The sequence below is a fragment of the Bradyrhizobium sp. LA6.8 genome (assembly GCF_040547935.1).
GTDB classification, from domain to species: domain Bacteria; phylum Pseudomonadota; class Alphaproteobacteria; order Rhizobiales; family Xanthobacteraceae; genus Bradyrhizobium; species Bradyrhizobium barranii.
Genome location: NZ_JBEPQQ010000016.1, coordinates 21,735 through 48,451 on the forward strand (window position 1 = coordinate 21,735; position 26,717 = coordinate 48,451).

At 64.9% G+C, this 26,717-nt stretch carries 25 protein-coding genes, 1 tRNA gene and 1 riboswitch; of the genes, 7 read left to right on the plus strand and 19 right to left on the minus strand.

Annotation, left to right across the window (positions count from 1 at the left end; translation table 11 throughout):
* Nucleotides 1–50 precede the first annotated feature (50 nt).
* From ABIA90_RS43445 to ABIA90_RS43495, 11 genes are all read right to left on the minus strand, one after another.
* Nucleotides 51–983 carry a sugar-binding protein gene (locus ABIA90_RS43445; RefSeq protein ID WP_063985925.1) on the minus strand — a complete coding sequence of 311 codons (933 nt, stop codon included), beginning with the start codon at nucleotides 981–983 and terminating at the stop codon, nucleotides 51–53.
* A gap of 94 nt (nucleotides 984–1,077) precedes the next feature.
* Entirely contained in the window at nucleotides 1,078–2,160 is a 1,083-nt protein-coding gene (locus ABIA90_RS43450; RefSeq protein ID WP_071909150.1) for an ABC transporter permease, read from the minus strand.
* Nucleotides 2,160–2,918, minus strand: a complete 759-nt coding sequence (locus ABIA90_RS43455; protein WP_014491326.1) for an ATP-binding cassette domain-containing protein — start codon at nucleotides 2,916–2,918, stop codon at nucleotides 2,160–2,162. The genes ABIA90_RS43450 and ABIA90_RS43455 overlap by 1 nt, the downstream gene beginning before the upstream one ends.
* Nucleotides 2,919–2,930: 12 nt before the next feature.
* A complete protein-coding gene (gene xylA / locus ABIA90_RS43460) occupies nucleotides 2,931–4,253 on the minus strand; it encodes a xylose isomerase (RefSeq protein WP_354118894.1) in 1,323 nt (440 codons plus the stop codon).
* Nucleotides 4,250–5,707, minus strand: coding sequence for a xylulokinase (xylB, locus tag ABIA90_RS43465; RefSeq protein ID WP_354118895.1), 1,458 nt, complete (start codon nucleotides 5,705–5,707; stop codon nucleotides 4,250–4,252). The genes xylA and xylB overlap by 4 nt, the downstream gene beginning before the upstream one ends.
* Before the next feature lie 82 nt (nucleotides 5,708–5,789).
* The gene (locus ABIA90_RS43470) at nucleotides 5,790–6,833 is read right to left on the minus strand and encodes a LacI family DNA-binding transcriptional regulator (RefSeq protein ID WP_354118896.1); all 1,044 of its coding nucleotides are present in this window, start codon (nucleotides 6,831–6,833) and stop codon (nucleotides 5,790–5,792) included.
* Nucleotides 6,834–6,921: 88 nt separating this feature from the next.
* Nucleotides 6,922–7,386 carry a GNAT family N-acetyltransferase gene (locus tag ABIA90_RS43475; protein ID WP_354119227.1) on the minus strand — a complete coding sequence of 155 codons (465 nt, stop codon included), beginning with the start codon at nucleotides 7,384–7,386 and terminating at the stop codon, nucleotides 6,922–6,924.
* Between the two features lie 2 nt (nucleotides 7,387–7,388).
* On the minus strand, nucleotides 7,389–7,901 hold the full coding sequence (locus ABIA90_RS43480) for a GNAT family N-acetyltransferase (protein WP_166348189.1): 513 nt from the start codon (nucleotides 7,899–7,901) through the stop codon (nucleotides 7,389–7,391).
* On the minus strand, nucleotides 7,901–8,482 hold the full coding sequence (locus ABIA90_RS43485; RefSeq protein ID WP_028160282.1) for a helix-turn-helix domain-containing protein: 582 nt from the start codon (nucleotides 8,480–8,482) through the stop codon (nucleotides 7,901–7,903). Before ABIA90_RS43485 ends, ABIA90_RS43480 begins: the two co-directional genes overlap by 1 nt.
* A gap of 191 nt (nucleotides 8,483–8,673) precedes the next feature.
* A complete protein-coding gene (locus ABIA90_RS43490) occupies nucleotides 8,674–11,727 on the minus strand; it encodes a DPP IV N-terminal domain-containing protein (protein ID WP_354118897.1) in 3,054 nt (1,017 codons plus the stop codon).
* Between the two features lie 512 nt (nucleotides 11,728–12,239).
* A tRNA-Gly gene (locus ABIA90_RS43495) sits at nucleotides 12,240–12,313 on the minus strand.
* 173 nt (nucleotides 12,314–12,486) lie between these two features.
* Between ABIA90_RS43495 and ABIA90_RS43500 the strand changes: the two genes are divergently transcribed.
* From ABIA90_RS43500 to ABIA90_RS43520, 5 genes are all read left to right on the plus strand, one after another.
* The gene (locus ABIA90_RS43500) at nucleotides 12,487–13,062 is read left to right on the plus strand and encodes a methylated-DNA--[protein]-cysteine S-methyltransferase (protein ID WP_028148010.1); all 576 of its coding nucleotides are present in this window, start codon (nucleotides 12,487–12,489) and stop codon (nucleotides 13,060–13,062) included.
* 96 nt (nucleotides 13,063–13,158) lie between these two features.
* Nucleotides 13,159–13,998 (plus strand): helix-turn-helix transcriptional regulator, encoded by an 840-nt coding sequence (locus tag ABIA90_RS43505; RefSeq protein WP_038933390.1) that lies wholly within the window; start codon nucleotides 13,159–13,161, stop codon nucleotides 13,996–13,998.
* A gap of 55 nt (nucleotides 13,999–14,053) precedes the next feature.
* On the plus strand, nucleotides 14,054–14,413 hold the full coding sequence (locus tag ABIA90_RS43510) for a VOC family protein (protein WP_038933391.1): 360 nt from the start codon (nucleotides 14,054–14,056) through the stop codon (nucleotides 14,411–14,413).
* Nucleotides 14,414–14,590: 177 nt separating this feature from the next.
* Complete coding sequence (locus ABIA90_RS43515) at nucleotides 14,591–14,992, plus strand: SRPBCC family protein (protein ID WP_354118921.1); 402 nt, start codon at nucleotides 14,591–14,593, stop codon at nucleotides 14,990–14,992.
* A gap of 100 nt (nucleotides 14,993–15,092) precedes the next feature.
* Nucleotides 15,093–15,596 (plus strand): hypothetical protein, encoded by a 504-nt coding sequence (locus tag ABIA90_RS43520; RefSeq protein ID WP_354118922.1) that lies wholly within the window; start codon nucleotides 15,093–15,095, stop codon nucleotides 15,594–15,596.
* Here the strand turns inward: ABIA90_RS43520 and ABIA90_RS43525 are convergent.
* The 4 genes from ABIA90_RS43525 to ABIA90_RS43540 form a co-directional block, all read right to left on the minus strand.
* A complete protein-coding gene (locus ABIA90_RS43525; protein WP_354118923.1) occupies nucleotides 15,593–17,035 on the minus strand; it encodes an MATE family efflux transporter in 1,443 nt (480 codons plus the stop codon). The two genes, ABIA90_RS43520 and ABIA90_RS43525, sit on opposite strands and share 4 nt — an antisense overlap.
* Before the next feature lie 162 nt (nucleotides 17,036–17,197).
* Nucleotides 17,198–18,250: a hypothetical protein gene (locus tag ABIA90_RS43530; RefSeq protein WP_354118924.1), complete on the minus strand. Its 1,053-nt coding sequence runs from the start codon at nucleotides 18,248–18,250 to the stop codon at nucleotides 17,198–17,200.
* A gap of 104 nt (nucleotides 18,251–18,354) precedes the next feature.
* Nucleotides 18,355–18,768 (minus strand): PAS domain-containing protein, encoded by a 414-nt coding sequence (locus tag ABIA90_RS43535; protein WP_354118925.1) that lies wholly within the window; start codon nucleotides 18,766–18,768, stop codon nucleotides 18,355–18,357.
* Between the two features lie 236 nt (nucleotides 18,769–19,004).
* Nucleotides 19,005–20,141 carry a 2'-deoxycytidine 5'-triphosphate deaminase gene (locus ABIA90_RS43540; RefSeq protein ID WP_094183942.1) on the minus strand — a complete coding sequence of 379 codons (1,137 nt, stop codon included), beginning with the start codon at nucleotides 20,139–20,141 and terminating at the stop codon, nucleotides 19,005–19,007.
* 80 nt (nucleotides 20,142–20,221) lie between these two features.
* Nucleotides 20,222–20,301: riboswitch (SAM riboswitch) on the plus strand.
* A 71-nt stretch (nucleotides 20,302–20,372) separates the two neighbouring features.
* Between ABIA90_RS43540 and ABIA90_RS43545 the strand changes: the two genes are divergently transcribed.
* Nucleotides 20,373–21,569, plus strand: a complete 1,197-nt coding sequence (locus tag ABIA90_RS43545; RefSeq protein WP_354118926.1) for an O-succinylhomoserine sulfhydrylase — start codon at nucleotides 20,373–20,375, stop codon at nucleotides 21,567–21,569.
* Nucleotides 21,570–21,725: 156 nt separating this feature from the next.
* Here ABIA90_RS43545 and ABIA90_RS43550 read toward each other — a convergent pair whose 3' ends face one another.
* The 3 genes from ABIA90_RS43550 to ABIA90_RS43560 are packed head-to-tail and all read right to left on the minus strand — an operon-like array spanning nucleotide 21,726 to nucleotide 24,772.
* Nucleotides 21,726–22,715 carry an SGNH/GDSL hydrolase family protein gene (locus ABIA90_RS43550; protein ID WP_354118927.1) on the minus strand — a complete coding sequence of 330 codons (990 nt, stop codon included), beginning with the start codon at nucleotides 22,713–22,715 and terminating at the stop codon, nucleotides 21,726–21,728.
* Nucleotides 22,716–22,727: 12 nt separating this feature from the next.
* Nucleotides 22,728–23,507: an SGNH/GDSL hydrolase family protein gene (locus ABIA90_RS43555; RefSeq protein WP_063979875.1), complete on the minus strand. Its 780-nt coding sequence runs from the start codon at nucleotides 23,505–23,507 to the stop codon at nucleotides 22,728–22,730.
* Nucleotides 23,507–24,772, minus strand: a complete 1,266-nt coding sequence (locus ABIA90_RS43560) for an OpgC domain-containing protein (RefSeq protein WP_166069104.1) — start codon at nucleotides 24,770–24,772, stop codon at nucleotides 23,507–23,509. Before ABIA90_RS43560 ends, ABIA90_RS43555 begins: the two co-directional genes overlap by 1 nt.
* 180 nt (nucleotides 24,773–24,952) lie before the next feature.
* Between ABIA90_RS43560 and apaG the strand changes: the two genes are divergently transcribed.
* Nucleotides 24,953–25,345 carry a Co2+/Mg2+ efflux facilitator ApaG/CorD gene (gene apaG / locus ABIA90_RS43565; protein WP_354119229.1) on the plus strand — a complete coding sequence of 131 codons (393 nt, stop codon included), beginning with the start codon at nucleotides 24,953–24,955 and terminating at the stop codon, nucleotides 25,343–25,345.
* A 141-nt stretch (nucleotides 25,346–25,486) separates the two neighbouring features.
* Here apaG and ABIA90_RS43570 read toward each other — a convergent pair whose 3' ends face one another.
* A complete protein-coding gene (locus ABIA90_RS43570; RefSeq protein ID WP_354118928.1) occupies nucleotides 25,487–26,494 on the minus strand; it encodes an Hsp33 family molecular chaperone in 1,008 nt (335 codons plus the stop codon).
* Nucleotides 26,495–26,717: the final 223 nt, after the last annotated feature.

Here is a 26,717-nt window from a genome sequence, read left to right on the forward strand (position 1 = left end):
GGAAACCGCAAGCGGGAGAGGATCGCAGGAGCACGGGGCTGGCGACGCTCCTACTTCAACATCTGCGCAACGTTGTCCTTGGTCACGAGATCGAGGCCGGTATAGACGATCTCGGGTACCTTCTCGCCCTTCTTGATGGCGAGCAGCGTATCCATCGCCTTCTCGCCCATCTCGAACGGACGCTGGCCGACCAGCGCATTGGCGTAACCGTCGCGCAGCAGTTCGAGCTGCATCTTCAGCGTATCGGCGACGACCAGCGTGAACTTGCCGGAGTCGATGTCCTTCTTGTTCCTGGAGGCGAAGGCCTTGAAGCCTTCGGGAGCGAACATCGGCCAGCCGCCGATGGGAACGATCGAGGCGAGGTCGGGCGTTGCGGTGCGCATATCCGTCATCTGCTGGACCGCCAGCGCCGGATCGTCGTTGCAGAAGGTCGGCGAGCCCGCGACCTCGGTCCATTTCGAGCCCTTCAGCGCCTCGCGGACGCCGTCGACGCGCTCGGCGAGATTCTTGGCGCCCGGACCGCCCGAGACCATCGCGTATTTGCCGCCATCGGGCCGCAGCTTCAAGAGCTCCTTGCCAAGCGCGACGCCGAACTCCTTGTTGTTGGTGCCGATATAGGCGATCCGCTTGGAGCCAGGCGCATCGGCATCGAAGGTGATGACGGGGATGCCGGCCGCGGTCGCCGCCTCGATCGACTTGGTCATGGCCGCAACGTCGGCGACCGAGATGGCGAGGCCGTCGACCTTCTGGGTGACGAAGTCCTGGATGATCTGGGCCTGCGTCGCCGGCTCATGCTCCACCGGCCCCTTGTAGATGCACTCGATGTTGCCAAGCTCCTTGGCACGCTTCAGGCAGCCGTCGCGCGCGAAGTCGAAGAACGGATTGTTCATCGCCTTGGGCACGATCACGAAACGGTAGTTCGCGGCAAACGCCGGCGTCGCCATCATCGCGACCGCGATGCCGGCAAGAAGAAGTTTCCTCATTGTTTCCTCCACCCTTCTCTGGCGCCCATCCTCTTAAGATCGTCCGGGGAGCGGACAGGCGACATTTTCGGTGCCCTCCCGGAACGACGTCAGTTCAGATCATCCGCGAGCGGATGCGATCGACCAGCACCGCCAGGATGATGATCACGCCAACCAGCGTCTGCTGCCAGTACGAGCTGACCTGTGCCAGCACGAGGCCGTTGCGGATCACTTCCAGCAGCACGCAGCCGACGATGGCCCCTAACGGACCGCCGATGCCGCCGGCGAGGTTGGCACCGCCGATGACGGCCGCTGCGATCACGTTGAGCTCGTAGGACGTCGCCATGTTGGCGGGCGCCGATCCGAGCCAGCCGGAGATGATGATGCCTTGCAGCCCTGCGGCAAGCGCGCAGATCACATAGACCTCGATCTTCACCCGCACGACCGGTATGCCCGTGAGCTCGGCGGCCTTCTCGTTGCCCCCGAGCGCGAACACGTGGCGGCCGAACGAGCTGTGGTGCAGGACCACGGCCATCGCCAGCGCGAGGACCACGAGATAGATGAAGGGCACGGGCACGCCGAGCACATCGCCCGAGGTGAGCGCGTAGAAGTAATCAGCGTCCGGCCCGCCCGGAAAACTGCCGCGGCCGTTGGAGACGACGTAGCCGAGCCCACGCACGATCGAGAGCATGCCGAGCGTGGTGACGAAGGGCGACAGGCCGAGCACGGCGATACAGAAGCCGTTGACGAGGCCCGCGATCAGCGCGACGCCGAGCCCCGCGAGGATCGAGATCAGCAGGATCAGACCCGGCACGTTGGCCAGCACGGTCTTGCCGTCAGCGGCCATATGCACGAACAGCGAGCCCGCGGGCGAGCCGGGCGCCGACAGCTCGGTCATGACCATTGAGGTGATCATGGCGGAGAAGCACATCATCGAGCCGACCGACAAATCGATGCCGCCGGTGATGATCACGAAGGTGACGCCGAGGGTGGCGATGGCGATGAAGGAGAAATTCTTCGCCACGTTCTGCATGTTGCCTTCGGTGAAGAAATAGGGACTGGCGAAATGCATGACCACCAGCAGCATCGCCAGCGCGAGCAGCACATAGCCGGTCTGGGAAGCGAAGATGCCGCGCTGCCACCATTTGATCTTGCCGACGTTCGAGAAGCTGACCGGGGATTCCAATGGCATGGCCATCACGCCGCCTCCTTCGCGCCAGTGATCAGGGCGGTGACTTCCTCGGGCGACGTCTGGTGGATCGGCTTGTCGGCCCGCTTCTCGCCGCGGCGCATGACGATCACGCGATCGCACACCGCGAACACGTCGGGCATACGGTGCGAGATCAGCATGACGGCGACGCCCTGCTCCTTCAGCCGGTGGATCAGGCCGAGCACCTGCTCGACCTGGCGCACCGAGATCGCGGCGGTCGGCTCGTCCATCATGACTAGCCGCGCGTTGGACAGCCGCGTCCGCGCGATCGCAACCGCCTGGCGCTGGCCGCCAGACATCTGCTTGACGAGATCGTCGGGGCGCGTCTCCGAGCGCAATTCGCCGAACAGCTCCAGCGCACGCGCCGCCATCGCCTTGTGGTCGAGCAGTGCGAGCGGGCCGAACCTGCGCTTCAGCTCGCGGCCGAGGAAGACGTTGGCAGCAGCCGTCAGATTGTCGGCAAGCGCGAGGTCCTGGTAAACGACCTCGATGCCGACGCCGCGGGCATCGACGGGCCGGTTGAAATGGACCGCGTTGCCGGCAAAGCGGATCTCGCCATGGCTGGGACGGAAATTGCCGGCGATGATCTTGACCAGCGTGGACTTGCCCGCGCCGTTGTCGCCCATCAGGCCGACGACCTCGCCGGGCTGGACCTGCAGGTCGACGCCGTGCAGCGCGCGGATTGCGCCGAACTCCTTGCCGATGCCAGTCAGCTCGAGGACCGGTGTCGCTTCAGCCTTTGTCATCAGCGGCCTTCCTCAGACGTAGCGGTTTACCAGGGATTCCAGATATTCCTGCCGTCCCGAGCGCGGCCGCGGGTCGAAGCCGGGGCTGAGCGCACGGTCGGCAAGTTCGGCGAGCGAGCGCTGGCCGCCGAGAATGGCCCGGCCTTCGGGTGCCGCCCATCCCTCGTAGCGCTGCGCGAGCGGTGCGGTGAGGGCGCCGGCATCGAGCATGTCAGCGGCGGCGAGGAACGCGCGCGCGCAGGCATCCATCGAGCCGACATGGGCATGGATCAGATCGTCGGGGTCGATCGACTGCCGCCTGATCTTGGCGTCGAAATTGAGCCCGCCCGAGGTGAAGCCGCCGCGATTCAGGATCTCGTGGAACACCAGAGCCAGCTCCGGCACGTTCATCGCGAACTGGTCGGTGTCCCAGCCAAGCAGATCGTCACCGCGATTGACGTCGAGCGAGCCGAAGATTCCGAGCGCCTCGGCGAGCGCGACCTCGTGATGAAAGGAGTGGCCGGCAAGGATGGCGTGGTTCTGCTCGATGTTGAGCTTGACGTCGTTCAGGAGGTCGTAGCGTTCCAGGAAGCCATAGCAGGTGGCGACGTCGAAATCATATTGATGCTTGGTCGGCTCCTTCGGCTTCGGCTCGATCAGGATCGGGCCCTTGAAGCCGATCTTGTGCTTGTGCTCGACGACCAGCGAGATGAAGCGGCCGAGCTGGTCGAGCTCGCGCTTGAGATCGGTGTTGAGCAGCGTCTCGTAGCCCTCGCGGCCGCCCCACAGCACGTAGTTCTGGCCGCCGAGCCGGTGCGTCACCTCCAGCGCGGCGCGGACCTGGCCGGCGGCATAGGTGAAGATTTCGGGGTCCGGATTGGTCGCGGCACCAGCCATATAGCGGCGATGCGTGAACAAATTGGCCGTGCCCCAGAGCAAGCGGACTTTTGCGGAGGCCATCTTCGCTTCGAACAGATCGGCGACCGCGTTGAGATTGGCGACGGACTCGCTGAGCGAAGTGCCTTCCGGCGCCGCATCGACGTCGTGGAAGGTGAAGAAGGGCACGTCCAGCAGGCGGAACAGCTCGAAGGCGACATCGGCCTTGGCGCGTGCCTGCGCCATCGCATCAGCACCTTGATGCCAGGGGCGCAGAAAGGTCTCGCCGCCGAAGGGATCGCCGCCCGGCCAGCAGAACGAATGCCAGTAGCAGACCGCAAAGCGCAGATGATCCTCGAGCCTGCGGCCATGCACGAGCCGGTCCTTGTCGTACCAGCGGAAGGCGGGCGTGTTTCCCGCATCCTTGCCGCCGAAGGCGACAGGGGCGCTTGCATCGAAGAATTTGGCTGGTGCGTTCACTTAAGACTCTCCTTCAACGCAGGATAAAGTTCGCGCCATCGCCGATAGGCGTCGTCATAGGCCGCAGTGACGGATGCGCGGGGCGCAAAGCTCGCGAGCCGCCGCGGGCGCTTGCACACTTCCGCGGGATCTTCGCCGGTGGCGGCGAGCCGGCCGAGCCTCGCGGCGCCGAGCGCCGCCCCGACCTCGCCTTCCTCGACGCGGTGGACGGGAATGCCGAGCACATCGGCGCAGATCTGCGCCCACAGCGGCGAGCGCGAGCCGCCGCCGACGAGATCGACCTCCGCGATTGGCCCGCTGGCCGCGCTCAGCGCCGCGAGGTTGTCGCGCGCGGCGAAGGCGACGCCTTCCAGCACGGCCTGCACGATCTGGCTGCGCCCGGTCGCACCGCGCAGGCCGACGAAGGCGCCGCTGGCGGCGGCATCGTTGTGCGGCGTGCGCTCGCCGTCGAGATAGGGCAGGAATTTTATGGAGCTCGGTCCGTCGACACGCTCGCCGAGCGGCGCCAGGAGCGCGGCCGCCGGCGTCTCCATCACGCCCGCGAGCCAGGCCAGCGAAGCCGCGGCCGACAGCATCACGCCCATCTGATGCCAGAGGCCGGGCAGCGCATGGCAGAACGCATGCACGGCCGACGCCGGCGCCGGTGCAAACCGATCGGTGACGCGGAACACCACGCCGGAGGTGCCGAGCGACAGGAACGCATCGCCCGGCGCGATCGCGCCGAGCCCGATGGCGCTCGCGGCATTGTCGCCGGCACCGCCGGCGATCACGACATCATTCGCCATGCCCCAGCGCCGCGCGAATTCCGGCGCGAGCACTGCGCTGACCTCGCTGCCCTCGACGAGGCGGGGCATGTGGTGGAGATCGAGCCCGACGGCATGCAGCAGCAGCGCCGACCAGCGGCGCAGACCGACATCGAGCCACAGCGTGCCGGCGGCGTCGGACATGTCCTCGACCATCTCGCCGGTGAGGCGATAACGCACATAGGCCTTCGGCAGCAGCACCTTTGCCACGCGCTCGAAGATCTGCGGCTCGTGCCGCGCGACCCAGAGCAGCTTTGGCGCGGTGAAGCCGGGCATCGCCAGATTGCCGGCGATCGTGTGCAGCGACGGGCAGCGCCGCTCGAGCGCGACGCATTCGGCGTGCGAGCGGCCGTCGTTCCACAGAATAGCGGGGCGCAGCGGCCGTCCATCCTCGTCCAGCAGCGTCGCGCCATGCATCTGGCCGGACAGCCCGATGCCGCGCACCTGCGCGACCTCGCGCGGATGGCGGGCGGCGAGATCGTCGACGGCGCCAACCGCCGCGTCGACCCAGGCGTCGGGATCCTGCTCGGACCACAGCGGCGCGGGATGCGACAGCGCAAGCTCGCGCGCGGCCGTCGCGACAATTGCGCCGGTTTCGCTCACGAGCACCGCTTTCACACCGGATGTGCCGATGTCGATACCGAGATACACGCTATCCTCCCTTTCGCCTATTGCGGTGCGCGATCTCAGAGTCGCCCTTTCCGCATCGGACCGTTTCGAAATCCACCCGCCCCTAGGGCAAATTGTCCCGCATCACGATGTCGATCCTGATCTTCTCCTGTTCGCGCAAGATCGGCTCGCCGCGCGCAAGCGCGAGCAGCACGCGCACGGCGGCGCGCGCTTCATGCCCGGGGTTCTGTGAGATCGCGGCATCCATCACGCCCTGCAACAGCAGCCGGCGCGTCAGTGCGGTGACGTCGTGTCCGACGAACACCACCTGCTTGCCGCGGCCGGCATCGCTCAACGCTTTGGCGACGCCTTGCGTGCCGGCGCCGACGTTATAAAGGCCGACAATGTCAGCATGCCTGCCGAGCAGCTGCGCCAGAACCTGTTCCGAACGGCCGTCTTCGTCGCGCCCTTCCAGCGCCGGCAGCACGCTGAGATCGGGGAATTCCGACGCCATCACCTGGCTGAAGCCGAAGATGCGTTCGGAATGGTCGCGCAGGCCCTGCGAGCCCGCGACGATCGCGACCTTGCCGGACCGTTGGCCGACCAGCCGACCGACCAGCGCGCCGGCGGTGCGTCCCGCCGCGATGTTGTCGATGCCGACATAGTGGTGGCGACGCGAGGACGGCACGTCCGAGACCAGCGTCACGACCCTGGTCCCGGCGTCGACGAGATCGTTGATCGCGGCGCGGACCCCGGGATGGTCCAGCGCCACCACGGCGACGCCGTCGTAATCGCCGGACAGCGCCTCCAGCGAGGCCGCGAGCACCGACGGGTCGAACACATCCGTGGCGACCACCTCGACGCCGAGACGGCGGGCCGAGAGCCAGGCCGACATCTCGCCGAGATAGGCCTCGATCTGCTGCATGAAGGGGTTCGACCCCGCCGGCATCACGAAGGCAAAGCGGCGGGCACGGCTGCGGGCGAGCTCCGCGGCGGCAACGTGCGGCTGGAAGGCGTTGCGCTCGATCGCCGCCTTGACGCGCCGGACCGTATCGGGCCGCACGCCCGGACGGTTGTGCAGGACGCGGTCGACCGTCGCAAGGCTGACACCCGCCTCGCGGGCGATGTCCTTCAGCGTCAGCGCGGTCGCGGTGAGAGTATCGGCCATGGCTGAAGGTTATCGAGGTGTTTTGAGGTACGCAACTCATTTTGAGGCGCAGGGCGATGTTTTCGGGCCCGGGTTACACCGCGCGGCCTCAGCCGCCGGTCAGGTCGAGCGTCAGGAACAGGCTGTTGGGATCCTCGACATACCCCTCGAACGGGCCACAGAGCACAAAGCCGTGTGCCTGATAGAGCGCATGCGCGGGCTTGAAATAGTCCCAGGAGCCGGTCTCGAGGCTGAGCCGCTGCAAGCCACGCGCGCGGGCCTCAGCGATGATGCGGCGGAGCATTTGGCCACCGAAGCCGCGCCTCCGCGTGGCTTGCAGCGTGTGCATCGACTTCACCTCGCCATGGTCGGCCGAGAGCAGCTTCAGCGCGCCGGTGGCGACCAGCGTCTCGCCGTCCCAGCCGGTCCAGAACGCGACGTCGCTCGCGCGGAGCCCCGCGAGATCGAGCGCATGGGCGCTGCCCGGCGCGGTCTGCGCCCGCGCAGCCGTGACGTGATGGTCGAGCAGCGCAATGACGCGCGGATCGAAGGTATCGCCGGTGCGGACCTGCATCGTCACGGCCTCACCTCACTTGAAAGCCGCTTCTGCATGAGGACCATATCGAGCCAGCGGCCGAACTTGCAGCCGACCTCAGGCATGCGGCCAACCTCGGCAAAGCCGAACGACGCGTGCAGCCCGGTCGAGGCGGAATTCGAGGCCTCGATCGCGGCGACCATCGTGTGCTTGTTGAGCGCGGTAGCGCGCTCAATCAGCGCGGCCATCAGGCTGCGGCCGACGCCGAGCCGATGATGTTGCACGCCGACATAGACCGAATTCTCCACGGTGTGGCGATAGCCGGGCCAGGGGCGGAAATCGCCGAATGATGCGAAGCCGACGACGTCCCTGCCCTTCATCGCGACCAGCACGGGATAGCCGGCCGCTTGCCGTGCGCGCATCCACTCGCGCCGCGAAGCCAGATCAGCCGGTCCGTCGGTCCACACCGCCGTGGTGTTGATCGCGGCGTAATTGTAGATGGCCAAAATATCTTCGGCATCCTCCAGCGTGGCGTCCCGCACGATCAGCGACATCACATTTTCCCGTACGATGTGCCGCGCCGCGTGATGATGACGTAGCGCGCATCCTGTTTGGTTTCGTTCTCGAAGGTCACCGCCCGCATCACGTCGAAATCGAGACAGTCGCCATCGCGCAGCCGCACGGTCTTGGCGTCGATGTGCACGCAGACCGCCCCCTCCAGCATCAGGAGCTGCTGGGTGAACGCGTTGCGGCCCCAGGGGCTGTAGGAGACGCGCGCTCCGGCCGGCAGATCGACGACGATGATCTCGATGCCACTTGCCGCATCCGGCGGCGAGGCGTGCCGCCGACGGTAGCCGCTGTCGGGATCGCGCCAAAGCGGCTGGTCGGCAAGCCGCATCAACCGCTCCGGCGGTTTCTCGGCGAGCGCGACGACGTCACTGAGGGTGACATCGAGCGCCGCGCAGAGCTTGTTGAGCAGCGCAGCGGTGGCGCTGCTTTGCGCCCGCTCCACCCTCCCGATCATGGCCCGGCTGACACCGGAGCGCGTCGCGAGTTCGTTCAACGTCATGCCCGCCTGCGTCCTCAACGTCTTCAGGCGACGACCGATCGCGCGGTCGAGTTTCTGCTGGTCCATGGCTTTCATCCGAATATTGCCCGACAGGAGGACCGCACCCATCAGGGCGGGAGAAGCTTAAGCCGGGCGGGGCGCGCATGCCGGATGCGAAGAGCTAATATATTAGAATTTTTGCGCGGCAAATTCCCTGGCGAATTGCCACAGCCCGCCTGGACATGGCGGGCTCGGCAAAGTGTCCTTGGGGAAATTCGCTAGACAAGAAAATCCGGCGCCGCGCCATGGGCTTGCGGGATCAAGGATCCAGGCGCGAGGTGAAGTGTCATCGCATGATGATCCGCATCGGTCAGTGTCAAAATACCGGTCTGAGCGTCAAATGCCGCGTTCACCTTGGTGTCGAAGCCATCCAGCACCAACGTTGTGCCTGGCGTATAGTTTGAGATGACGCCGGATGTTTGTTTGGCATCGGGTCCGAAGACAAATGAGTCCGTACCCGTCAGAACGACATTGCTGCTTAGATTGCCAGTGACCACCAATGTCCCGTTGTTGACGTTGACAGCGCCAGTCCCGCTTAAATTATCGACCTTGAGCACGCCACTATCCAGGACAGTGCCGTTGTTGACGAGGTTGCCCGAAACATCCACCTCACTGCCGGTGTGCACATTGACGATACCGCCATTGGTCAATCCATTCTTGAAGTCGATCGTGCCGGCCTGATCGGCGGTGATCGTTCCAATGGTGTTGAAAACGGCGTCGTCGAAATCGAGCGAGCCGTGCACGGCTTCGATCAGGCCGCTGCTGGTGACGGAATTGCCGGTGTTGACCGCAAGCGGCTGGGACCCGTTCGCCTCGAGCGTGCCGGAGAAGCCGATATCCAAGGTGAGGCTGTGATCTCCGTTTCCGATCGTGCCGGCGCCGTCGATCGTGCCGCCGTCAAGGTCGAGCGTGTGATGCGCACCGCTGTTCAGGATCGAGGAGCCCGGATCGAGCTTGATCTCGCCATTGCCAATGACCGTGGCGTCGCCGGTCAGGATGACTTTCGCGAAATTGAAGAACTCGATCTTGCCGCCGTTGTTCAGCGTGCCGCTGACAAACAGACCGCTTGCGGCACTGACGTCAAACACGGCGCCGGCCTTGAGCGTCACATTGTTGAAACTGTTGGCGCTGCCTGCAACGGATTCGATGAGTCCGCCTGATGTCGCATCCAGCGACGTCCCGTCGAGATGCACATTGTCGAAGGTGATGGTGCCGCCATTGGCGACGATCGCACCGAGGGAACCGCCGGCGATCGTATCGTTCACGAACGCGAGCATCGCCTGGGTCTCGCTCAGTGAACCGAGATTGTTGATCGTGCTGTTGCTGATCACACCGGCGCTGGCGGTCTCGTGCAAATTGCCGGTCACGCTGACATTGATCGTGGCCCAGTCAATCGACGTGAAGCCGGTCGAGCCGGTGACAGTCAGAACGCCACCGCCGCCGCTGGTGTCATTCACGTCAGTGACCGTGATCGCGACGTTCTTTGTCGTGATTTCCGTCCCGTCGCTGACCGCGACGGTGACGTCATAGACGTTGTCGTGGTTCGCGTCTTTCGGCGCCTCGAAGTCGGGCGCGGACTTGAACGTCACACCGCCCGTCGCCGACACGTCGAACAGAGCCGCGTCAGTGCCGGACAGCGAATAGGTCAGCGCGGGACTGTCCACATCGGTCGCCGCGACGTGGTAGGCGACGCCAGAGCCATTCTCCGCGAAGCTTGCCGTCGTGCCCGAGCTGATCACGGGCGCATCATCGATTCCCGTCAGCGTCACGGTGATGCCCTGTGTCCCGTAGAAGCCGTCGAGGACCAAGATGAAGATGTCGGTATGGGTCTGTCCGGCCGCGAGCGGAGCGATGTTGGCATGAGAGACATCATAGCTCCACGTCACCTTGCCATCGGCAACGTCGATGGTGGCCGTGAGTGTGCCGAGATTGCCGTCTTGCGGTGCCACCGCGACCGTGTGGGCACCGGCAAAGAAACCCGCCTGCGATGTCGAAACATGGGCAGCGCCATTGTCCGTCAGCTTCGCTGCGGTGAAGGAAGGCGTAGTAAGATCTCTTACAAAGATGTCGTAGGTATGGTTGGTATCGCCCGGCACCAGAATGCTGGATAAAGACTCGAATGCCACCTTGGTGCCATCAGGCGAGAACACGGGAAGCCGGCTGCCGCCTCCGAATTCCCACGGCCTGCCCCCATTGGTCGAGACGGCCGTGATGGCACCCGTGGCCAGGTCCTTCACATAGACGACCTGATCGGCATTGACACCCGGCACGAGATTGGTGGCACTGGAATAGAACGCAATCTTGGTGCCATCAGGCGAGAACACGGGTTTCTGGGCTTCGCCGTTGTTCTGCGGGACTCCGTCGGCATCGGTCGATACCAGCGTGACCGCGCCTGTGGTCAGATCCTTAATGACGATGTTGCCGATTAGGTTGTTAGAACTACCCGGCACAAGATTGTCGGCAAAGGTATAGAACGCCACCTTGGTGCCATCTGGCGAGAACACCGGGTCGAAGCTGCCGCGATCCCCACGAGCGCCGCTGGCGCTCTCCGACACCAGTGTGGTGGTCCCGGTGGAGAGGTCCTTGATGTAGATCTCGGTGGTGTCGCCGCGCACTGTGGCCGACCCGAACACGATTTTGGTGCCATCGGGTGAGAACGAGGGGGGGAAGGTAAAGCCATTCTCAAGCCCGCCGCCGCCGGGTCCTCCGTTGTATGGACTGGGCGCCACGAGCGTTATCGCGCCAGTGGTCAGGTCCTTCACGAAGATGTCGCGCACGTGGTCGGTATCATCAGGCACGAGATTGTCGGCATCGGAATAGAACGCAACCTTGGTGCCATCAGGCGAGAATATCGGGTTGGTGGTCGATAAGCCGTCCGCCTGTTCCCCACTGGCACTCGTCGATACGCGCGTGAGGGCACCGGTGGCCAGGTCCTTCACGAAGATGTCGGCGCCCGTTGCGAACGCCAGCTTGGTGCCATCGGGCGAAAAAATCGGCTGGTAGCCACCCAGCTGAACCCCGCTGGCATCGGTCGACACGAGCGTGATCGCCCCGGTCGAAAGGTCCTTCACGAAGACGTCGGGTGCACCGTTGGTATCGCCGGGCACCAGATTGTCGGCATAGGATGCGAACGCCACTTTCGTGCCGTCGGGCGAGAACGCTGCCTGGACACTCGCGCCATCCGCCTGCGCCCCGGTTGCGCTGGTCGACACGCGCGTGAACGCATCGTCGCTGCCACCGCCAGCGGTGAAAACAGGTGCTGAATTCGTCATCAATGCCTCCGTTTGCCCGGCAACAGGCCGGGTCCGAATGTTTTGCACGACAATCAGAAACAGAAACGCGGCACCAATGAGTCCCTGCTGTCCAAGGCAAGTTTAGTGCCCCTAGATGACGAACGCTTGATGCAGCCGCGAAGGATCAGATGAAGGATCAGATTGAGCGTCGTTGGCTGCGCCGCTGCACGACAGGCAATCAAAACTGCGCCAGCAGTCTTTCACGATACGCAGCCGCGCCGAACTGCGAGAGCGCATAGCATCCCTCAGGGTGATCTCGTGTCGTCGGGATGAATAAGCCGCTCCATTCTGAAATGCAGCGCGAGCGGTGATCCGTTACATCACCAAGAATTGCCATCGCCAAAAATTGGCCACTTTAACCGACGCTGGGGAGACCGACGCCATTTGGCGGATCTTTGGCCCCTTCATGCTTCCGGCATACGCTAAAATGAACTTGGCCATGGGTCGGAGAAACATCCAACACGCCAAATCAGCGGCCATCAATTTTTGAATGGAGCGGGCGAAGGGAATCGAACCCTCGTATGCAGCTTGGGAAGCTGCCGTTCTACCATTGAACTACGCCCGCGAATGCGCGTCTCGCGCCAACCCTGATTAGCCGAGACGGCGCCGCTCGCCAAGCGTTTTGGCGCGGCCGGCCGGATGGTTGTTAATGTCCTGGCAAGATTCCAGGTGCGCCGGATTGTGGCGGTGTTATGATCGCGCGTCTGGGGAGAGACGTGCACTGAGTGGGGCGTGTGCATGGTGGGGCGTGGCTACGCGATATTCAACACGGCCATAGGGCGCTGCGGCATCGTCTGGAGCAGCACCGGCGTGGTCGCCGTGCAATTGCCGGAGGCGCGGGAGATCGATACCCGCCGCCGGATTTTCGCGGTCCATCCCGAGGCGCGCGAGCAGCAGCCTCCGCTGAATGCCGAGCTTGCGATCGAGGGCATCGCAGGCTTGCTGCAGGGCGGCGACCCTGATTTTTCCGAGGTCAGCCTGGACGCCGGCGGCGTCCCCGGCTTCCACCGGCGCGTTTATGAAGCCGCCTGCGCCATTCCGCGCGGGGAGACCCGCACCTATCACGAGATCGCCAAGGCGCTGGGCGCCTCCGGCGCCGCGCATTCGGTGGCGCAGGCGATCGCCAAAAATCCCTACATGCTGATCGTGCCCTGCCACCGGGTGCTGGAGGCCGGCAATTACGCCGACCGGCTCTCGCCTTACGGCGGGGTGATCTCCAAGCGGCGGCTGCTGGCGCTCGAGGGCGCCCATCCGGTCGCGAGCAAGACGCTGTTCGAGGTGCTGCTGCCCGTTGCCCCACCGAGGCCCAGCTAAGGCGCGATCGCAATCGCACCTTAGCTTTGTTTTTTTGGGCATGATCTTGTCGGACAAGCGCTACACACTTGTCCGGATCATGCCTAGATAGGTGGCATGGACGCGACCACGCTGCTGACCACGCAATCGATCACGGTCTCCGAGTTTCGCTGCGATGCGGGACCGGACGACAAGCCGTTCGCGGAGTGCCGCACCGGGCATTCCATTGCCTATGTCCGCTCCGGCAGCTTCGGCTGCCAGTGCCGCGCCGGCTTCTTCGAGCTGGTGGCGGGCTCGATGCTGGTCGGCGCTCCCCGCGAGGAATACACCTGCACGCATGAGCATGTCAGCGGCGACGTCTGCCTGGGCTTCTTCTTCAGCGAAGACCTGGTCGATGCTCTCGGGGGACGACGCGAGATCTGGCAGGTCGGCGCGACACCGCCGCTGCCGGAGCTGATGGTGCTGGGCGAGCTCGCCCAGACGGCGGCAGATGGCAACAGCGACCTCGGTCTCGACGAGGTCGGTCAAATTCTCGCCGGCCGCTTCATCGATGTCGTCTCGGGCAAGGCGCGCAAGCCGGCCACGCCCACCGCACGCGACCGCCGCCGCGCAGTCGAAGCCGCGCTGTGGATCGACGCCAACTCGCATGCCGAGGTCGACCTCGAACAGGCGGCGCGGCAGGCGGGCCTCAGCCCGTTCCATTTCCTGCGGCTGTTCTCGGCCGTGCTCGGCGTCACCCCGCATCAATATCTGGTGCGCTCGCGGCTACGCCACGCGGCGCGGCTGCTGACAGATGATGACATCGCGGTCACCGACATCGCCTATGACGTCGGCTTCGGCGATCTCTCCAATTTCGTCCGCACCTTCCATCGCGCCGCCGGCGTGTCGCCGACGAAGTTTCGGCAGGCGTCGAAGGGCGAGCGCAAGATTCTCCAAGAGCGCGCGACCCTCAACTGAATAGGGTCGTCTCCGGCGCGCGCCAGTTGCGGCGCGCTTTGCAATGGAGACGATCATGTACGACCACATCGGACTGCGTGTTGCCGACCTCGACGCCGCCACGCGCTTCTACACCGCGGTGCTGGCGCCGCTCGGCTACGCCCTGTGCTCGAGCGGCGACGGCTATGCGGGCTTCGGGCCGAAGGGCGAGCCGGCGCTCTGGCTGCACCTGAACAAGGGACGCAAGGCCGACGGCGCGCATATCGCGTTTCGCGCCAAGGACCATGATGCGGTCAAGGCATTCCACAGCGAAGGCTTGAAGAGCGGCGGCCGTGACAATGGCGGCGCCGGCCCGCGCAAGGACTATAGCCCGACCTACTACGCGGCGTTCCTGATTGATCCCGATGGCAACAACATCGAGGCGGTTTGCGTGTGAGCGTCGGCCGCCATCGCCTCACACGCTGTCATGCCCCGGCTTGACCGGGGCATCCAGTACGCCGCGGCTTCTCGATTCAATCACAGCGGCCTCTGGAATACTGGATCGCCCGACCAAGTCGGGCGATGACACCTGAGATGATGGCTCGCTTGTTTCTCCAAATTATAGGAATCAACCATGGCCTCCATCCACAACGACATCCCCCTCCCCGTTCCCGCCCGCGACGTCTGGGACGCCGTACGCGATTTCGGCGCGCTGCCTCAGCGACTGGCGCCGGGCTTCGTCACCGCCTGCACGCTCGACGGCGATGCACGCATCGTCACCTTCGCCAATGGATCAGTGGCGCGCGAGGTGCTGGTCGATTGCGACGATGCGCGGCGGCGGCTGGTCTACGCCATCAACAACGAGCGGCTCAGGCATTACAGCGCCTCGGTGCAGGTGATCGCCGAGGGCGAGGCGAACTGCCGCCTTGTCTGGATCATCGACATGCTGCCGAACGAGCTTGCGGCTTACGTCCAGGGGCAGACCAGGGACGCCGTCGCCGCGATACACCGCGCGTTCCCGGCTGTGGCTGCGTGATCTTTCGCACAGAGCCCCGCCCTCGCCGGCCCTAACCATGGCCGCGTGCGTCCGGTTGGCTCCGCTCTCCCGGCGGAGCCACGCACGCGAGGAGCAGGCCATGAGAGGTGCGGATAAGGTGATCTGCCAGGCGGCCGCCGTGCTGCTGCTATTTTCGATCTCGAGCGCGCCGGCAAAGGCGCAGTTCCTCGGCGGCGGAGGCGCCGGCGGCGAGGACATGATGACCCAGATGGCGCCGATGCTGGAGATGATGAAGGCGAAGATGGGCAAGCGCCGCTTCGCCATGCTGATGCAGACCATGGGTCCGATGATGAGCCGCATGATGGAGAACGGCGGCGGCGGGCTCGGCGGCATGATGGGGGGCGGCGGCAGCCTGAGTGGCGGCAATTTCGGCGGTGGCTTCGGCGCGCCGAACTACGGCGACTACACGCCGATGGGCGCAGGCGGCACCATGCCGATGGGGCTCGGCGGCATGGGCGGCGGCGATATCATGGGCATGCTCGGCGGCTCCGGTGGCGGCGACATGATGGCGATGATTCCGCAGCTGATGCGGCTCGCCAATGTCGGCGGCGGTGGCGGCCATCGCCGCCACAGGCACCGCTAATCGGCAGCCGACAGAGCCGGCCTGATCGCAGGCTTGCTCTCGCGCGGCCCCCAGCGTGTCAGCACCACGCTGGAGCACGAGAGCAGGCCGAGCACGACCATCGAGCTGGCGGCCAGCCAGAAGAAGCTCTGCGCGGTGGCGTCGTGCGTCGACAGCCACCAGCCGATCGCCGCGATGTAGATCAGGCGCGCGGTCTGCGCCAGCACCGGCCCGATCACCTTGGCCGCGCCCTGCGACGAGAAATACATCGTCGAGGCGAGCCCGATGAAGGCGTAGAACGGCGCCACCGTCGACAGATATTCATGGCTGGTCGCGCGCACGGTGGCGCTGTCGGTGAAGATGTTGACCCAGAGATCTGGGAACAGCGCGACGAGGCACGCCGGCGCGCCGACGGCGACGAACGCGCTCGCACCGGCGATCCAGGCGATGCGCCGGGCGCGCGCGATGCGGCCGCCCCCGACTGCCATGCCGATCATCGGCACCGAAGCGATGCCGAACGAGAACGCGATCGAGGTCAGCAAAAATTCCAGCCGCGCGCCGATGCCGTAGCCAGCGAGGATCGCAGTGCCGAACTTTGCGAGCATGTGGGTGAAGATCGAGATCGTCAGCACCGATTGCAGCGGCGAGAAGCAGGCGATGGCGCCGACCTTCAGGATATCGAAGAACATCGCCCATTGAACGCGCAGCCCGCGCAGTTTCGGTACGATTCGGGCGCGGCCGGAGAACAGGTACCAGCCCATCACACAGATGTTCATGGAATAGGCGATCAGCGAGCCGGCCGCGACGCCGCGCATGCCGAACTGCGGCACGGGCCCGAGCCCGAGGCCCAGCGTGCCGCCAAGCACGACCTGCATGACCGCGGAATTCAGCATCAACAGCGAGGGCAGCTTCATGTTGCCAGTGCCGCGCAACACGCCGGCCATGGTGTTGAGCAGCCACGGCAGCACGGCCCCGCCAAAAAACACCTGTGTGTAGGCGACCGCATGCGTCAGCACATCCCCGCGTCCGCCGAGCATCTCCAGCACCTTGGGCCCGAAGATCAGCATGCCCAGCATGAAGACGAGGCCGAAGGTGATGCCGATCAAGAGCGCATGCGCGGCGAGCGCGCCGGCGCGCTCGCGATCGCCTGCGCCGAGCGCCCGCGCGATGGCCGACGCCACGGCGCCGCCCATGGCCCCGCCGGACATCGTCATGGTCAGGATCACTGTCGGAAACACCAGCGCCATTGCCGCCAGCGCTTCGACGCCGAGCCGGCCGATATAGGAGGTCTCCGCGATCACCACACAGGTGCCGGCCGACAGCGCGACCACGTTCGGCCAGGCGAGGCCGAGCAGCGTGCGCAGAATCGGCCCGTCCATCAGCGCGCTTCGTACCGGCCGCGGAGGCGGCGGCAACGGACGCTCTTGTTCATCGACCGGGATTTCGGCGATGTCGGACATGTCCTCTCCCGGGCGCAGGCCATTCGCGGCGCGGCAATGCGTAGGTGTGCCAATAAATTTCTTCGCGCGGAAGGCGCGGCGACAGGCTTAGCACGGCAATTGCCGATTCCTCCTGCGCCGGATGCAGGCGTGCCCTGCGGCAGCGCATTTCAAGTGGTGGAATTACTCAATGGTCCACACCAGCGGCGGCCGACCGCCCGCTGTCGGGCGCAGGTGCACGCCGATGTGCCGCCCGCATCCGGCAGCGAGCCCCTGGAACAACCCTTCCAGCACCCTGGTGCAGGCGCGATGATAGTCGGCGACGTCATCCATCAGCTTCCAGCTCTGCTGGCGAAATTCAAACGTGCCTTCTGATGCCGTCGTCTCGGCAGAGTCATCCTGCGCGGCAAACAGCGCATTCAGGAACGCTGCGAACTCGCTGGCGCCACCGCGGCGCATGGACAGCGCTGCCGCGACCTCGTCAAAATACTGCATCCCAATCAGCTTGCCGGTGAGGTGCAGGAGATAGCCGGCGTCTTCCGGGCCGAACAATTGCACCATGACGGGCGCGGCGGTGCGCACATATTCCATCGCGTAGTTGCGGTAGGCTTTTTCCAGCCGCGGCTTCGGCCAGCTCGCGACGGGCAAGGCAGGCGCGGTCTTGGCGTCGAACAACGGCGCTTCCAGATGGCGCGCGAACACCAGGCGTTGATCCAGCTCGAGCGGGTGGTCGTACTGATGATAATAGCCTTCGAGCCCGTCCTGACCGTCGACGCTCTGCTTGGTGCAGACGAAGCCGAGCCTGGTATCGCCGAGCGCGACGCCATTGTTGGCGTGCCAGCCGCGCAGCATCGCGCGCGAGACCTCGCCCGGCACGCCGCAGATCGCGGTGCCCTTCCAGATCCAGCGCGGCGGCGGATAGCGGATCCAGGCTTTGTGGTCGCTCTCATACATGTACTCGACATGCACGCCACCGATCCAGTTGGAGAGATAGTGATATTGCGCGGCGGCCACCGCCGGCGGCAGATGACTGAGACCGAGCTTTTCGAGCCCCGGCAGGAAGCGCTCCTGCTGCTGGCGGCGAAACACGCGGAAGACGAATTCGGCGGCATCCGCCGTGCCGCGCCGCGTGACGACGGTGAGGATGAGGCCGGTGAAATAGGCGTGATAGAGGTCGGCGACCGCACGCCAGCGCTTCCATTGCGCTTCCTGTGCTGCGTCTGTTGCGGCGGTCATGTTCGCTCCCGATCGTTGTTTTGATCGAGTGTGTCACTGCGCCCTGTACGAGGCAACCTGACGCTCAAGCAGAGCGCCCTGCACGCCAGCCCGTCAATTCCGCATCACGAATTTTGCGCAAGCCTGGCCGCGCGCTCGCGCTCGACGCGTTCGGTGACGTCGCGCGCCATCGCGACCGATCCGACCACGGCACCACCGGCATCGCGCACCAGCGCGAAGGTCATCTCGATATAGAGCTTGCGTCCGCTTTTGTGCAGCGCGCGGGTCAGCGTCGGCTTGCCCGCAAGCTTCATCGCCCCGGTGGCAAGCGCAGCTTCGAAGCCCTTCCAGTGCGCGGCGCGCAGATGTTCGGGAATGATCAGATCGAGGTTCTGGCCGAGCGCTTCGGCGGCGGAGAAGCCGAACAAGGCGGTCGATGCACGATTCCAGCGCGTGATGGTGCCAGAGCGATCCGAATAGATCAGCGCGTCCGCGACGTCGTCGAGGATTCTTGCGTCGAGTTCGGATTGAACACTCATCTCGCCACCTCGCATACAGCCCGGATTTCAGCTTGCATCCCGACACACATTCGGTGTCATCGCCCGACTTGCCGCCTTCGCTAAGGCTTAGGCGGCCGAGTGAGTTCTTGGCCCGGCGAAGCCTTGGCGGAGACGGGATCGGGCGATCCAGTATTCCGAGACGGCAGTAGGTAATCGAGAGGCTGCGGCGGACTGGATGCCCCGGTCAAGCCGGGGCATGACAGTAGGGTGTGTAGCTACACCCGAAAATGCTTCGATAGTTTGAGGCCCTGCGCCTGGTAGTTCGAGCCGATGCGCTGGCCGTACATCGCGTCGGGGCGCGCCAGCATCTTCTCGTAGACGAGGCGGCCGACGATCTGGCCGTGCTCGAGGATGAACGGCACCTCGCGCGAGCGCACTTCGAGCACCGCGCGCGATCCCTGCCCGCCAGCGCCGGCATAGCCGAAGCCGGGATCGAAGAATCCGGCATAGTGCACGCGGAACTCGCCGACCAGGGGATCGAACGGCACCATCTCCGCGGCGTAATCGGGCGGCACCTGCACAGCTTCCTTGGAGGCGAGGATGTAGAACTCGCCGGGGTCGAGGATCAGGCTGCCGTCGGGACGCGCCGAGATCGGCTCCCAGAAATCCTCCACCGCATAGCCGGAGCGGCGGTCGACGTCGACGACGCCGGTGTGGCGCTTGGCGCGATAGCCGACGAAGCCGTTGGCCTTCTCGCCGGAGAGATCGACGGAGACGGCGACGCCGCCCGTGAGATCAGCATCGTCGAGATCGACGAGACGCTCGGTTGCATGCAGCGCCTCGAGCTCGTCGATGTTGAGGATGGCATCTCCGGTGCGGAAGCGCACCTGGCTCAGGCGCGAGCCCTCGCTGACCAGCACCGGAAACGTCTTCGGGCTGATCTCGGCGTAGAGCGGGCCGTGATAGCCGGCGCCGATCATGTCGAAGCGGCGGGTGCCGTCGGCGATGACGCGGGTGAAGACATCGAGCCGGCCGGTCGAGCTTTTCGGGTTGGCGGCCGCGACGATCTCCGGCGGCAGCGCCAGGCTTTCCAAGAGCGGCACGATGTAGACGCAGTTGGTCTCCAGCACCGCGCCATCGGCGAGGCTGAACTCGTGCAGCTTTAACTCGTCGATGCGCTCGGCGACGGTCGCGCCGGGCCCCGGCAGAAAGCTGGCGCGAACGCGATAGGCGATGTCGCCGAGGCGAAGGTCGAGGCTCGCCGGCTGGATCTGGCTTTCGACGAAGTCATAAGCGGGCAGGATGAGGCCCGCCTTCGCCATCGCCGCGATCATGCGGTCGGGCAGGATACCATTGGCGTCGGCGGCAACCGTGAAGCTCAACCGGGGGTCCTCGTCAGGGGTCAAATGCATCCGGACATGCGGGAAATAGCAGCCTTTTACGGCTATCCGATGGACGCCTTGACGGAAAGGCCATTGCGGAATATGAGCATCACTTATCCCGTGGTGATTTGAGCCGGCCGGCTTGCAGCCACGTTAAATAAGTCGCTAAACAGGCCGGGGACCTCTGTGATCCCGGCCCGTGGAAGTTATCCAGGCCGGTTTTTTTGTGACCATTTTCGATGGTCACGCAGAGGAGGTCCTATGTCGAAGTCCCCGGCGTCCACCACGCAATACCGTCCCGAAACCCGCCTGGTCCATTCCGGCACCCTGCGCTCGCAATATGGCGAGACGTCGGAGGCGCTGTTTTTGACCCAGGGCTACGTCTACAACAGCGCCGAGGAATGCGAGGCGAGGTTCAAGGGCGAGGACCCCGGCTTCATCTATTCGCGCTATTCCAACCCGACTATCTCGATGTTCGAGCGCCGCATGATCGAGCTCGAAGGCGCCGAAGCCGCCCGCTCGGCCGCGACCGGCATGGCCGCGGTGACGACCGCGATCCTGGCGCCGCTGAAGGCCGGCGATCATGTGGTGGCCTCCCGTGCCCTGTTCGGCTCGTGTCTCTACGTCATTCAGGATCTCTTGCCGCGCTACGGCATCGAGACCACACTGGTCGACGGAGCCGATCTCGACCAGTGGCAGCGCGCCTTGCGGCCGAACACCAAGACGTTCTTCCTGGAGAGCCCGACCAACCCGACGCTCGACGTGCTCGACATTCCAGGGATCGCCGAGATCGCGCACAGCGGCGGCGCGCGGCTCGTCGTCGACAATGTGTTCGCGACGCCGATCTGGCAGAGCCCGCTCGCGCTAGGGGCCGACGTCGTGGTCTATTCCGCGACCAAGCACATCGACGGCCAGGGCCGTTGTCTCGGCGGCATCATCCTGTCGTCGGAAGCGTTCATCGCCGAGCACATCCACAATTTCATGCGCCAGACCGGCCCATCGATCTCGCCGTTCAACGCGTGGGTCCTGCTGAAGGGCCTGGAGACTCTGGGCGTGCGCGTGCGTGCGCAGACCGAGACGGCGGGACGCATGGCCGACGTGCTGGCGAGCCATCCGAAGATTTCGCGGCTGGTCTATCCCGGCCGCGCCGATCATCCGCAGGCAGATCTCGTGAAGAAGCAGATGCGCGGCGGCTCGACGCTGGTCGGCTTCGAGGTCAAGGGCGGCAAGCAGGGTGCGTTCCGCGTGCTCAACGAGCTCAAGCTTGCAAAAATCTCGAACAATCTCGGCGATGCCAAGAGCCTCGTCACGCATCCGGCGACCACGACGCATCAGCGCCTCAAGCCGGAAGACCGCGCCGCGCTCGGCATCAGCGAGGGCTTCATCCGCTTCTCGGCGGGGCTCGAGCATGTGGATGATCTGATCGAGGATCTGACCGCGGCGCTGGAGAAGGCGTGAGGGCTTCACGAGCTCGGAATCGTAGGGGGGCAAAGCGACTTGTCCGCCGTAGCTCGAAGAGCGAAGGCGGAAGCGTGCCCACCATTCACGATCATATCGCCGATAGATGGTGGGCACGGCGCGCGAAGGGCGCGCCGTTGCCCACCCTACGGAAGCTCACATCGGCCGATACGTTCGCACGTCCGCGGGCACGTTGACGCCGAGCTTGATCTGGCCGACGGAGCGGATGATGTCGTCGCCGAGGATCTGCGCGAAGCAGGCATAGCCCCAATCGTTCATATGCAGGCCGTCGGCGATCACGAAACTCTCGACCGGGATCGATTGATTCTCGTGCCAGTCGCGCATCACCTCGAAGCGGGGGAAGATGCCGACGTGACGGAGCTCGGCGACCTTGCCGAGCAGGTGCACCATCTTGCCGGCGCTCTCCTTGCGCTGGTTGACGGCTGGCGAATATTGCGGATCGACCAGCACGATGTCGGCGCCGCCAGCGGCCTGGATGCGGGAGATGCCGTCCTCGACCATCTTGGCGGTGTCGCCGGGATCGAGATTGCGCAGCACGGCGTTGGTGCCGACCTGCCAGATCACGAGATCCGGATGCACGTCGATCACCTCCTTCTGGAGGCGCTTCATCATCTCGGGCGCGTCCTCGCCGCCGACGCCGGCGTTGATCACGGTGATGTCGGCGGTCGGATATTGCCGGCGGAGCTGCGCGGCGAGACGGTTCGGATAGTTGAAATCGGGCGAGCTCGCGCCATAGCCTGCCGTCGACGACGAGCCGAACGCAACGATCACGACGGGTTTGCCGGCGACGAGCTTGCCCGCGACATGCGGCAGCGAGCCCATCGCCTTCGAGCCACCCTTCGGCGTGAGGCAGGGCACGCGGCTGAAAATGTCCCCGGCGGATTTCGCGACCTGCTTCACCTTGTCGATGGCGCGGGCGGTCACGCCGCGCTGCTCGTGGGACGTCGCGGCGACGGTGGTCTGGGAGGGCGAAGCGGAAGCCGGACTAGCGGCCTGCTGCGGCGCGGGCGTCGCCTGCGTGGCCTGCGCCTGCACTGGTGCCAGCGACACCGGCGTCAGGAGCAGCAGAGCCGCCGCGGGCGCAGCCAGCCATGTCGTCAACCAAAAAGGGCGGAGAGAACTCATTAACGCTAGACCTCAATTTTGCTGCTGGGCCGGCCCCAGATGGGCTGCGTCGATCACAAACTGTGCCAACGCCCGGCCAAGGCAGTCATGGACCTGTTTCGCCAGCTCTGGCCCGCGGGACGGGCTGAACAGGTCGAACTGACCCTGATCATTCCACTGCCGCATGATCGCGAAACGGTCGAACAGCGGGATGTCATGCTCCTGCGCCACCACCCGCATATTGTCGAGATAGGGCGGCACCGAGATCATGGTTTCGGTACGCGGGCTGTACTGCAAGTTCATCAACACGACGTCAGCCCCTGCTTTTTGCAGCGCGGAAACCCCTTCGGTCACCGCCCCGCGAAAATCATCGGGATCAATCGCTCGGATAGCATCCACAGTCCCGGTCTGCCAGATGACCAAAGTAGGCCTTTTTGCTTCCATCAGCTTAACGAAGGTGGCGGCCGCCTCCTCGGCCGTCTTCTTGCTCTGTATTTCTACGGAGACGTGCACAGTCTCCGACGGCAGCAGCCTGTCCTGCAGGATGGCCTGCATGCGCGCCGGATAGGAGCTGTCCTCTGAGGCCGGAATCGTGGTCGAACGGCTGCCGATGACCAGGATTTCCAGCGGTTTGCCGGCCTTGATGGCATCGGCGACCCTCGGAAGCTGGCTTTCAGTGGTGAGCAGATAGGATGGCAATTCGCAGGCCGGGGGCGCGGCCGGAGCAGCCGGCACGGCATCGCCCGCGCGCGCCAGGGGCGCGGCGAGGTTACCGCACAGCAGGACCAGGCTCAGGAGAACCTTCGCCTTCATCAGCCCCCTCCCGCCAGATCGGCGTTGCCGACGGCGTTTTTGGTTTTCGCACCGCTCTTGTCAGCCACGCGCTTGTACCACGAAATCACCCAGGCAACGCCCCACATGATCAGGATTCCGGAGAGACTAATCAGCGCATGCATGGCTGCGCCGCCGGAGACTTCGGCCAGGATGAAATGGCCGGCGAAGGCGAGGAAGACACCGAGACAAAAGATCTCCAGGGAATGCTGGCCGCAGAGGATCAGCGGCCGCAGCCAGGGCGATTTCAGGCCCGGCCATTCCCGGGGCAGGAAGCGAACGGTGAGCGCGGCGAACGCCAGGAAATGCGTGAAGCGCAGCACGTCGAGATCGGCCTTGTCGATCGGATACATCCACTGCTCGAGCCGCCTCGGCATGAAGTGGGAGAGCTGCGGCACATACCAGGTCAGCGTCACGTAGAACGCCGCGACCAGATAGGCGATCGATATCCACATCGTGACGCGGGACGCCAGGATGCGCGACATGCGTCGCGCACCTCCGAGCGCACACCATGCACCGAATACGAAAAGCAATTGCCAGGCGAAGGGATTGAACGCCCAGAAGCCGTTCGGATAGGCCGACAGATAGAGGTCGTATTCCCAGGTCACCGCGTAGAGCAGAACCGAGAGGCCGAGCGTCACGTCGGGCCGCCATTTCATCAGCCACAAGATCAAGGGCAGCGCCAGCATCAGCACGATATAGAGCGGCAGCACGTCCATGTTGACCGGACGAAAGCGCAGCAGCAGCGCCTGCACGATCGTGACGTCGGGCTGCTTGAGGAAATCCATGATGCCCATCTCTTCGGTGTAGAGCGGGTTCTCGAACCTGGTCGCAACGTAGGAGATTTCGGCGAGGAAGATCGTGAACAGAAAGACGTGGGCGACATAGATCTGCCAGACGCGCCGCAGGATGCGCGCGGTGGCGACGACGAAGCCGCTTTCGAGCATGGCACGACCGTAGACGAACGCCGCGGTGTAGCCGGAGATGAAGATGAAGATCTCGGTGGCGTCGCTGAAGCCGTAATTGCGGATCGTGAACCAGGTCAAAAGGCTCGGCGGCAGATGGTCGACGAAGATCAGCCACAGCGCGAGCCCGCGGAACAGGTCGAGCCGGAGCTCGCGCTCGCCGATGGCGGGCAGCGTGATGGCCGGCGCGGCGGAGCGCGGCTTCGCCTCCGCAGGTCTGGCCTCCGCAGGCTTGCCGGTTCCCGCGATCGTCGATCCCGTCACTTGGTCGGCAATGGTCATCGGGGGTTCGAAACCCTTCCGCAAATCGCGACGTGTCATGGAGTGTACAGGTCCGGCCGTCGTCTCGCAAAGCGGCCGGATCACATTGGGTCTACTTCCTCGGCAATTCTGGCGGCACGATGTCACCAAAACCGCCTGCGGGCGTTGGTTCCCGGCCGGGTTTTCGTTATGATGGCAGCCATGTATCGCGCCGTGACCCGCCAGATCGAAGTGACCGTCGAGCCGAACTTTGTTCCGGAGCAGTCGTCGGCTGACCGCTCCCGCTATTTCTGGTCCTACACCATCGTCATCACCAATTCCGGCAACGAAACCGTGCAGCTGAAGACGCGGCACTGGATCATCACCGACGCCACCGGCCGCCAGCAGGAGGTCAGGGGCGAGGGCGTCGTCGGCGAGCAGCCGACCCTGGCTCCCGGCGAGCGCTTCGAATACACCTCCGGCGTGCCGCTCGCGACCGCCTCGGGCTTCATGACCGGCCGCTACCAGATGGTCAGCGAAAGCGGCGAACGCTTCGAGATCGACGTGCCGACATTCTCGCTGGACAGCCCGGACAACAAGCGGGTGTTGAACTAGCGCGGTGCCGTAGGGTGGGCAAAGGCGCAAAGCGCCGTGCCCACCATTCCAAACGTGGCGCATAAGATGGTGGGCACGCTGCGCTTTGCCCACCCTACGGCTGGATTGCTTCGCTGCGCGCAATGACGGAGGATGCGACGCCTACGCGTCTTCCGCGCCCGCCTCGTGCGGCGTGAACTGGTACACCGACGAGCAGAACTCGCAGGTCACGACGACCTTGTCGTCCTTGACCATGGCGGCGCGGTCGTCGGGCGAGAAGCTCTTCAGCATCGCACCAACCGCGTCGCGCGAGCAGGAGCATTGCGCCTTCAGCACCAGCGGATTGAACACACGCACGCCGCGCTCGTGGAACAGGCGGAACAGCAGCCGTTCGCCGGAGAGCTCGGGGTCGATCAGCTCGACGTCCTCGACGGTCTCGACCAGCGAACGCGCCTCGACCCAGGCGTCGTCTTCGGCGACAGCATGCACCTCCGCGCCTTCGGGCGCATCGCCGGGATGCAAATCGGCCTGCCGGGCGCGCTCGGGCGCCTTCGGCAGGAACTGCATCAGCATGCCGCCGGCGCGCCAGCGATGCTTGCCGCCGTCGTTCGAGCGCCACTCCTCGCCGACCGCGAGACGCACGCGCGTCGGGATCTGCTCGGAGCGCAGGAAATATTCGTGGGCGGCATCTTCCAGGCTACCGCCGTCGAGCGCGACCAGGCCCTGGTAGCGGCTCATGTCGGGACCCTGGTCGATGGTCATGGCGAGATGACCGTTACCAAGGAGCGCGCCGGAATCTTTTGTCTCGCCGAGGCGCTCGGCATCGTAGCGCGCATAGGCGCGCAGGCGATCCGGCGCCATGTAGTCGACGACCAGGAACGACACCGGACCGTCGGTCTGGGCCTGGAGGATGAAGCGGCCCTCGAACTTCAGCGCCGAGCCGAGCAGCGTCGTCAGCACGATGGCCTCGCCGAGCAGCTTGCCCACGGCAGGGGGATAATCGTGCTTGGTCAGGATCTCGTCGAGCGCGGGACCGAGCCGCACCAGGCGGCCGCGCACGTCGAGTGCGTCGACCTCGTAAGGCAGCACGGCGTCATCGATGGGAACCGCTGATGGTGCGCGAACCGGGCCTTCAGGCCCGGTATTCATGTCAGGGGATTGGGAAACCATGGCGCTTTATCTGGGGTCGATGGAGGAAAATGGAAGAGGGCTCAAGGGTGGTGTGTTCCGGATGCACTTATGATCGCACAGGATCCTGCAAATTCGATGTCGTCCCGGCGCGCGCAAAGCGCTGATACGGGACCCATAGCCACAGGATTACGCGATAGCCCGCGTAGCCCGGATGGAGCGTAGCGCAATCCGGGACCACTCCAACTGCGGACACAAACCCGGA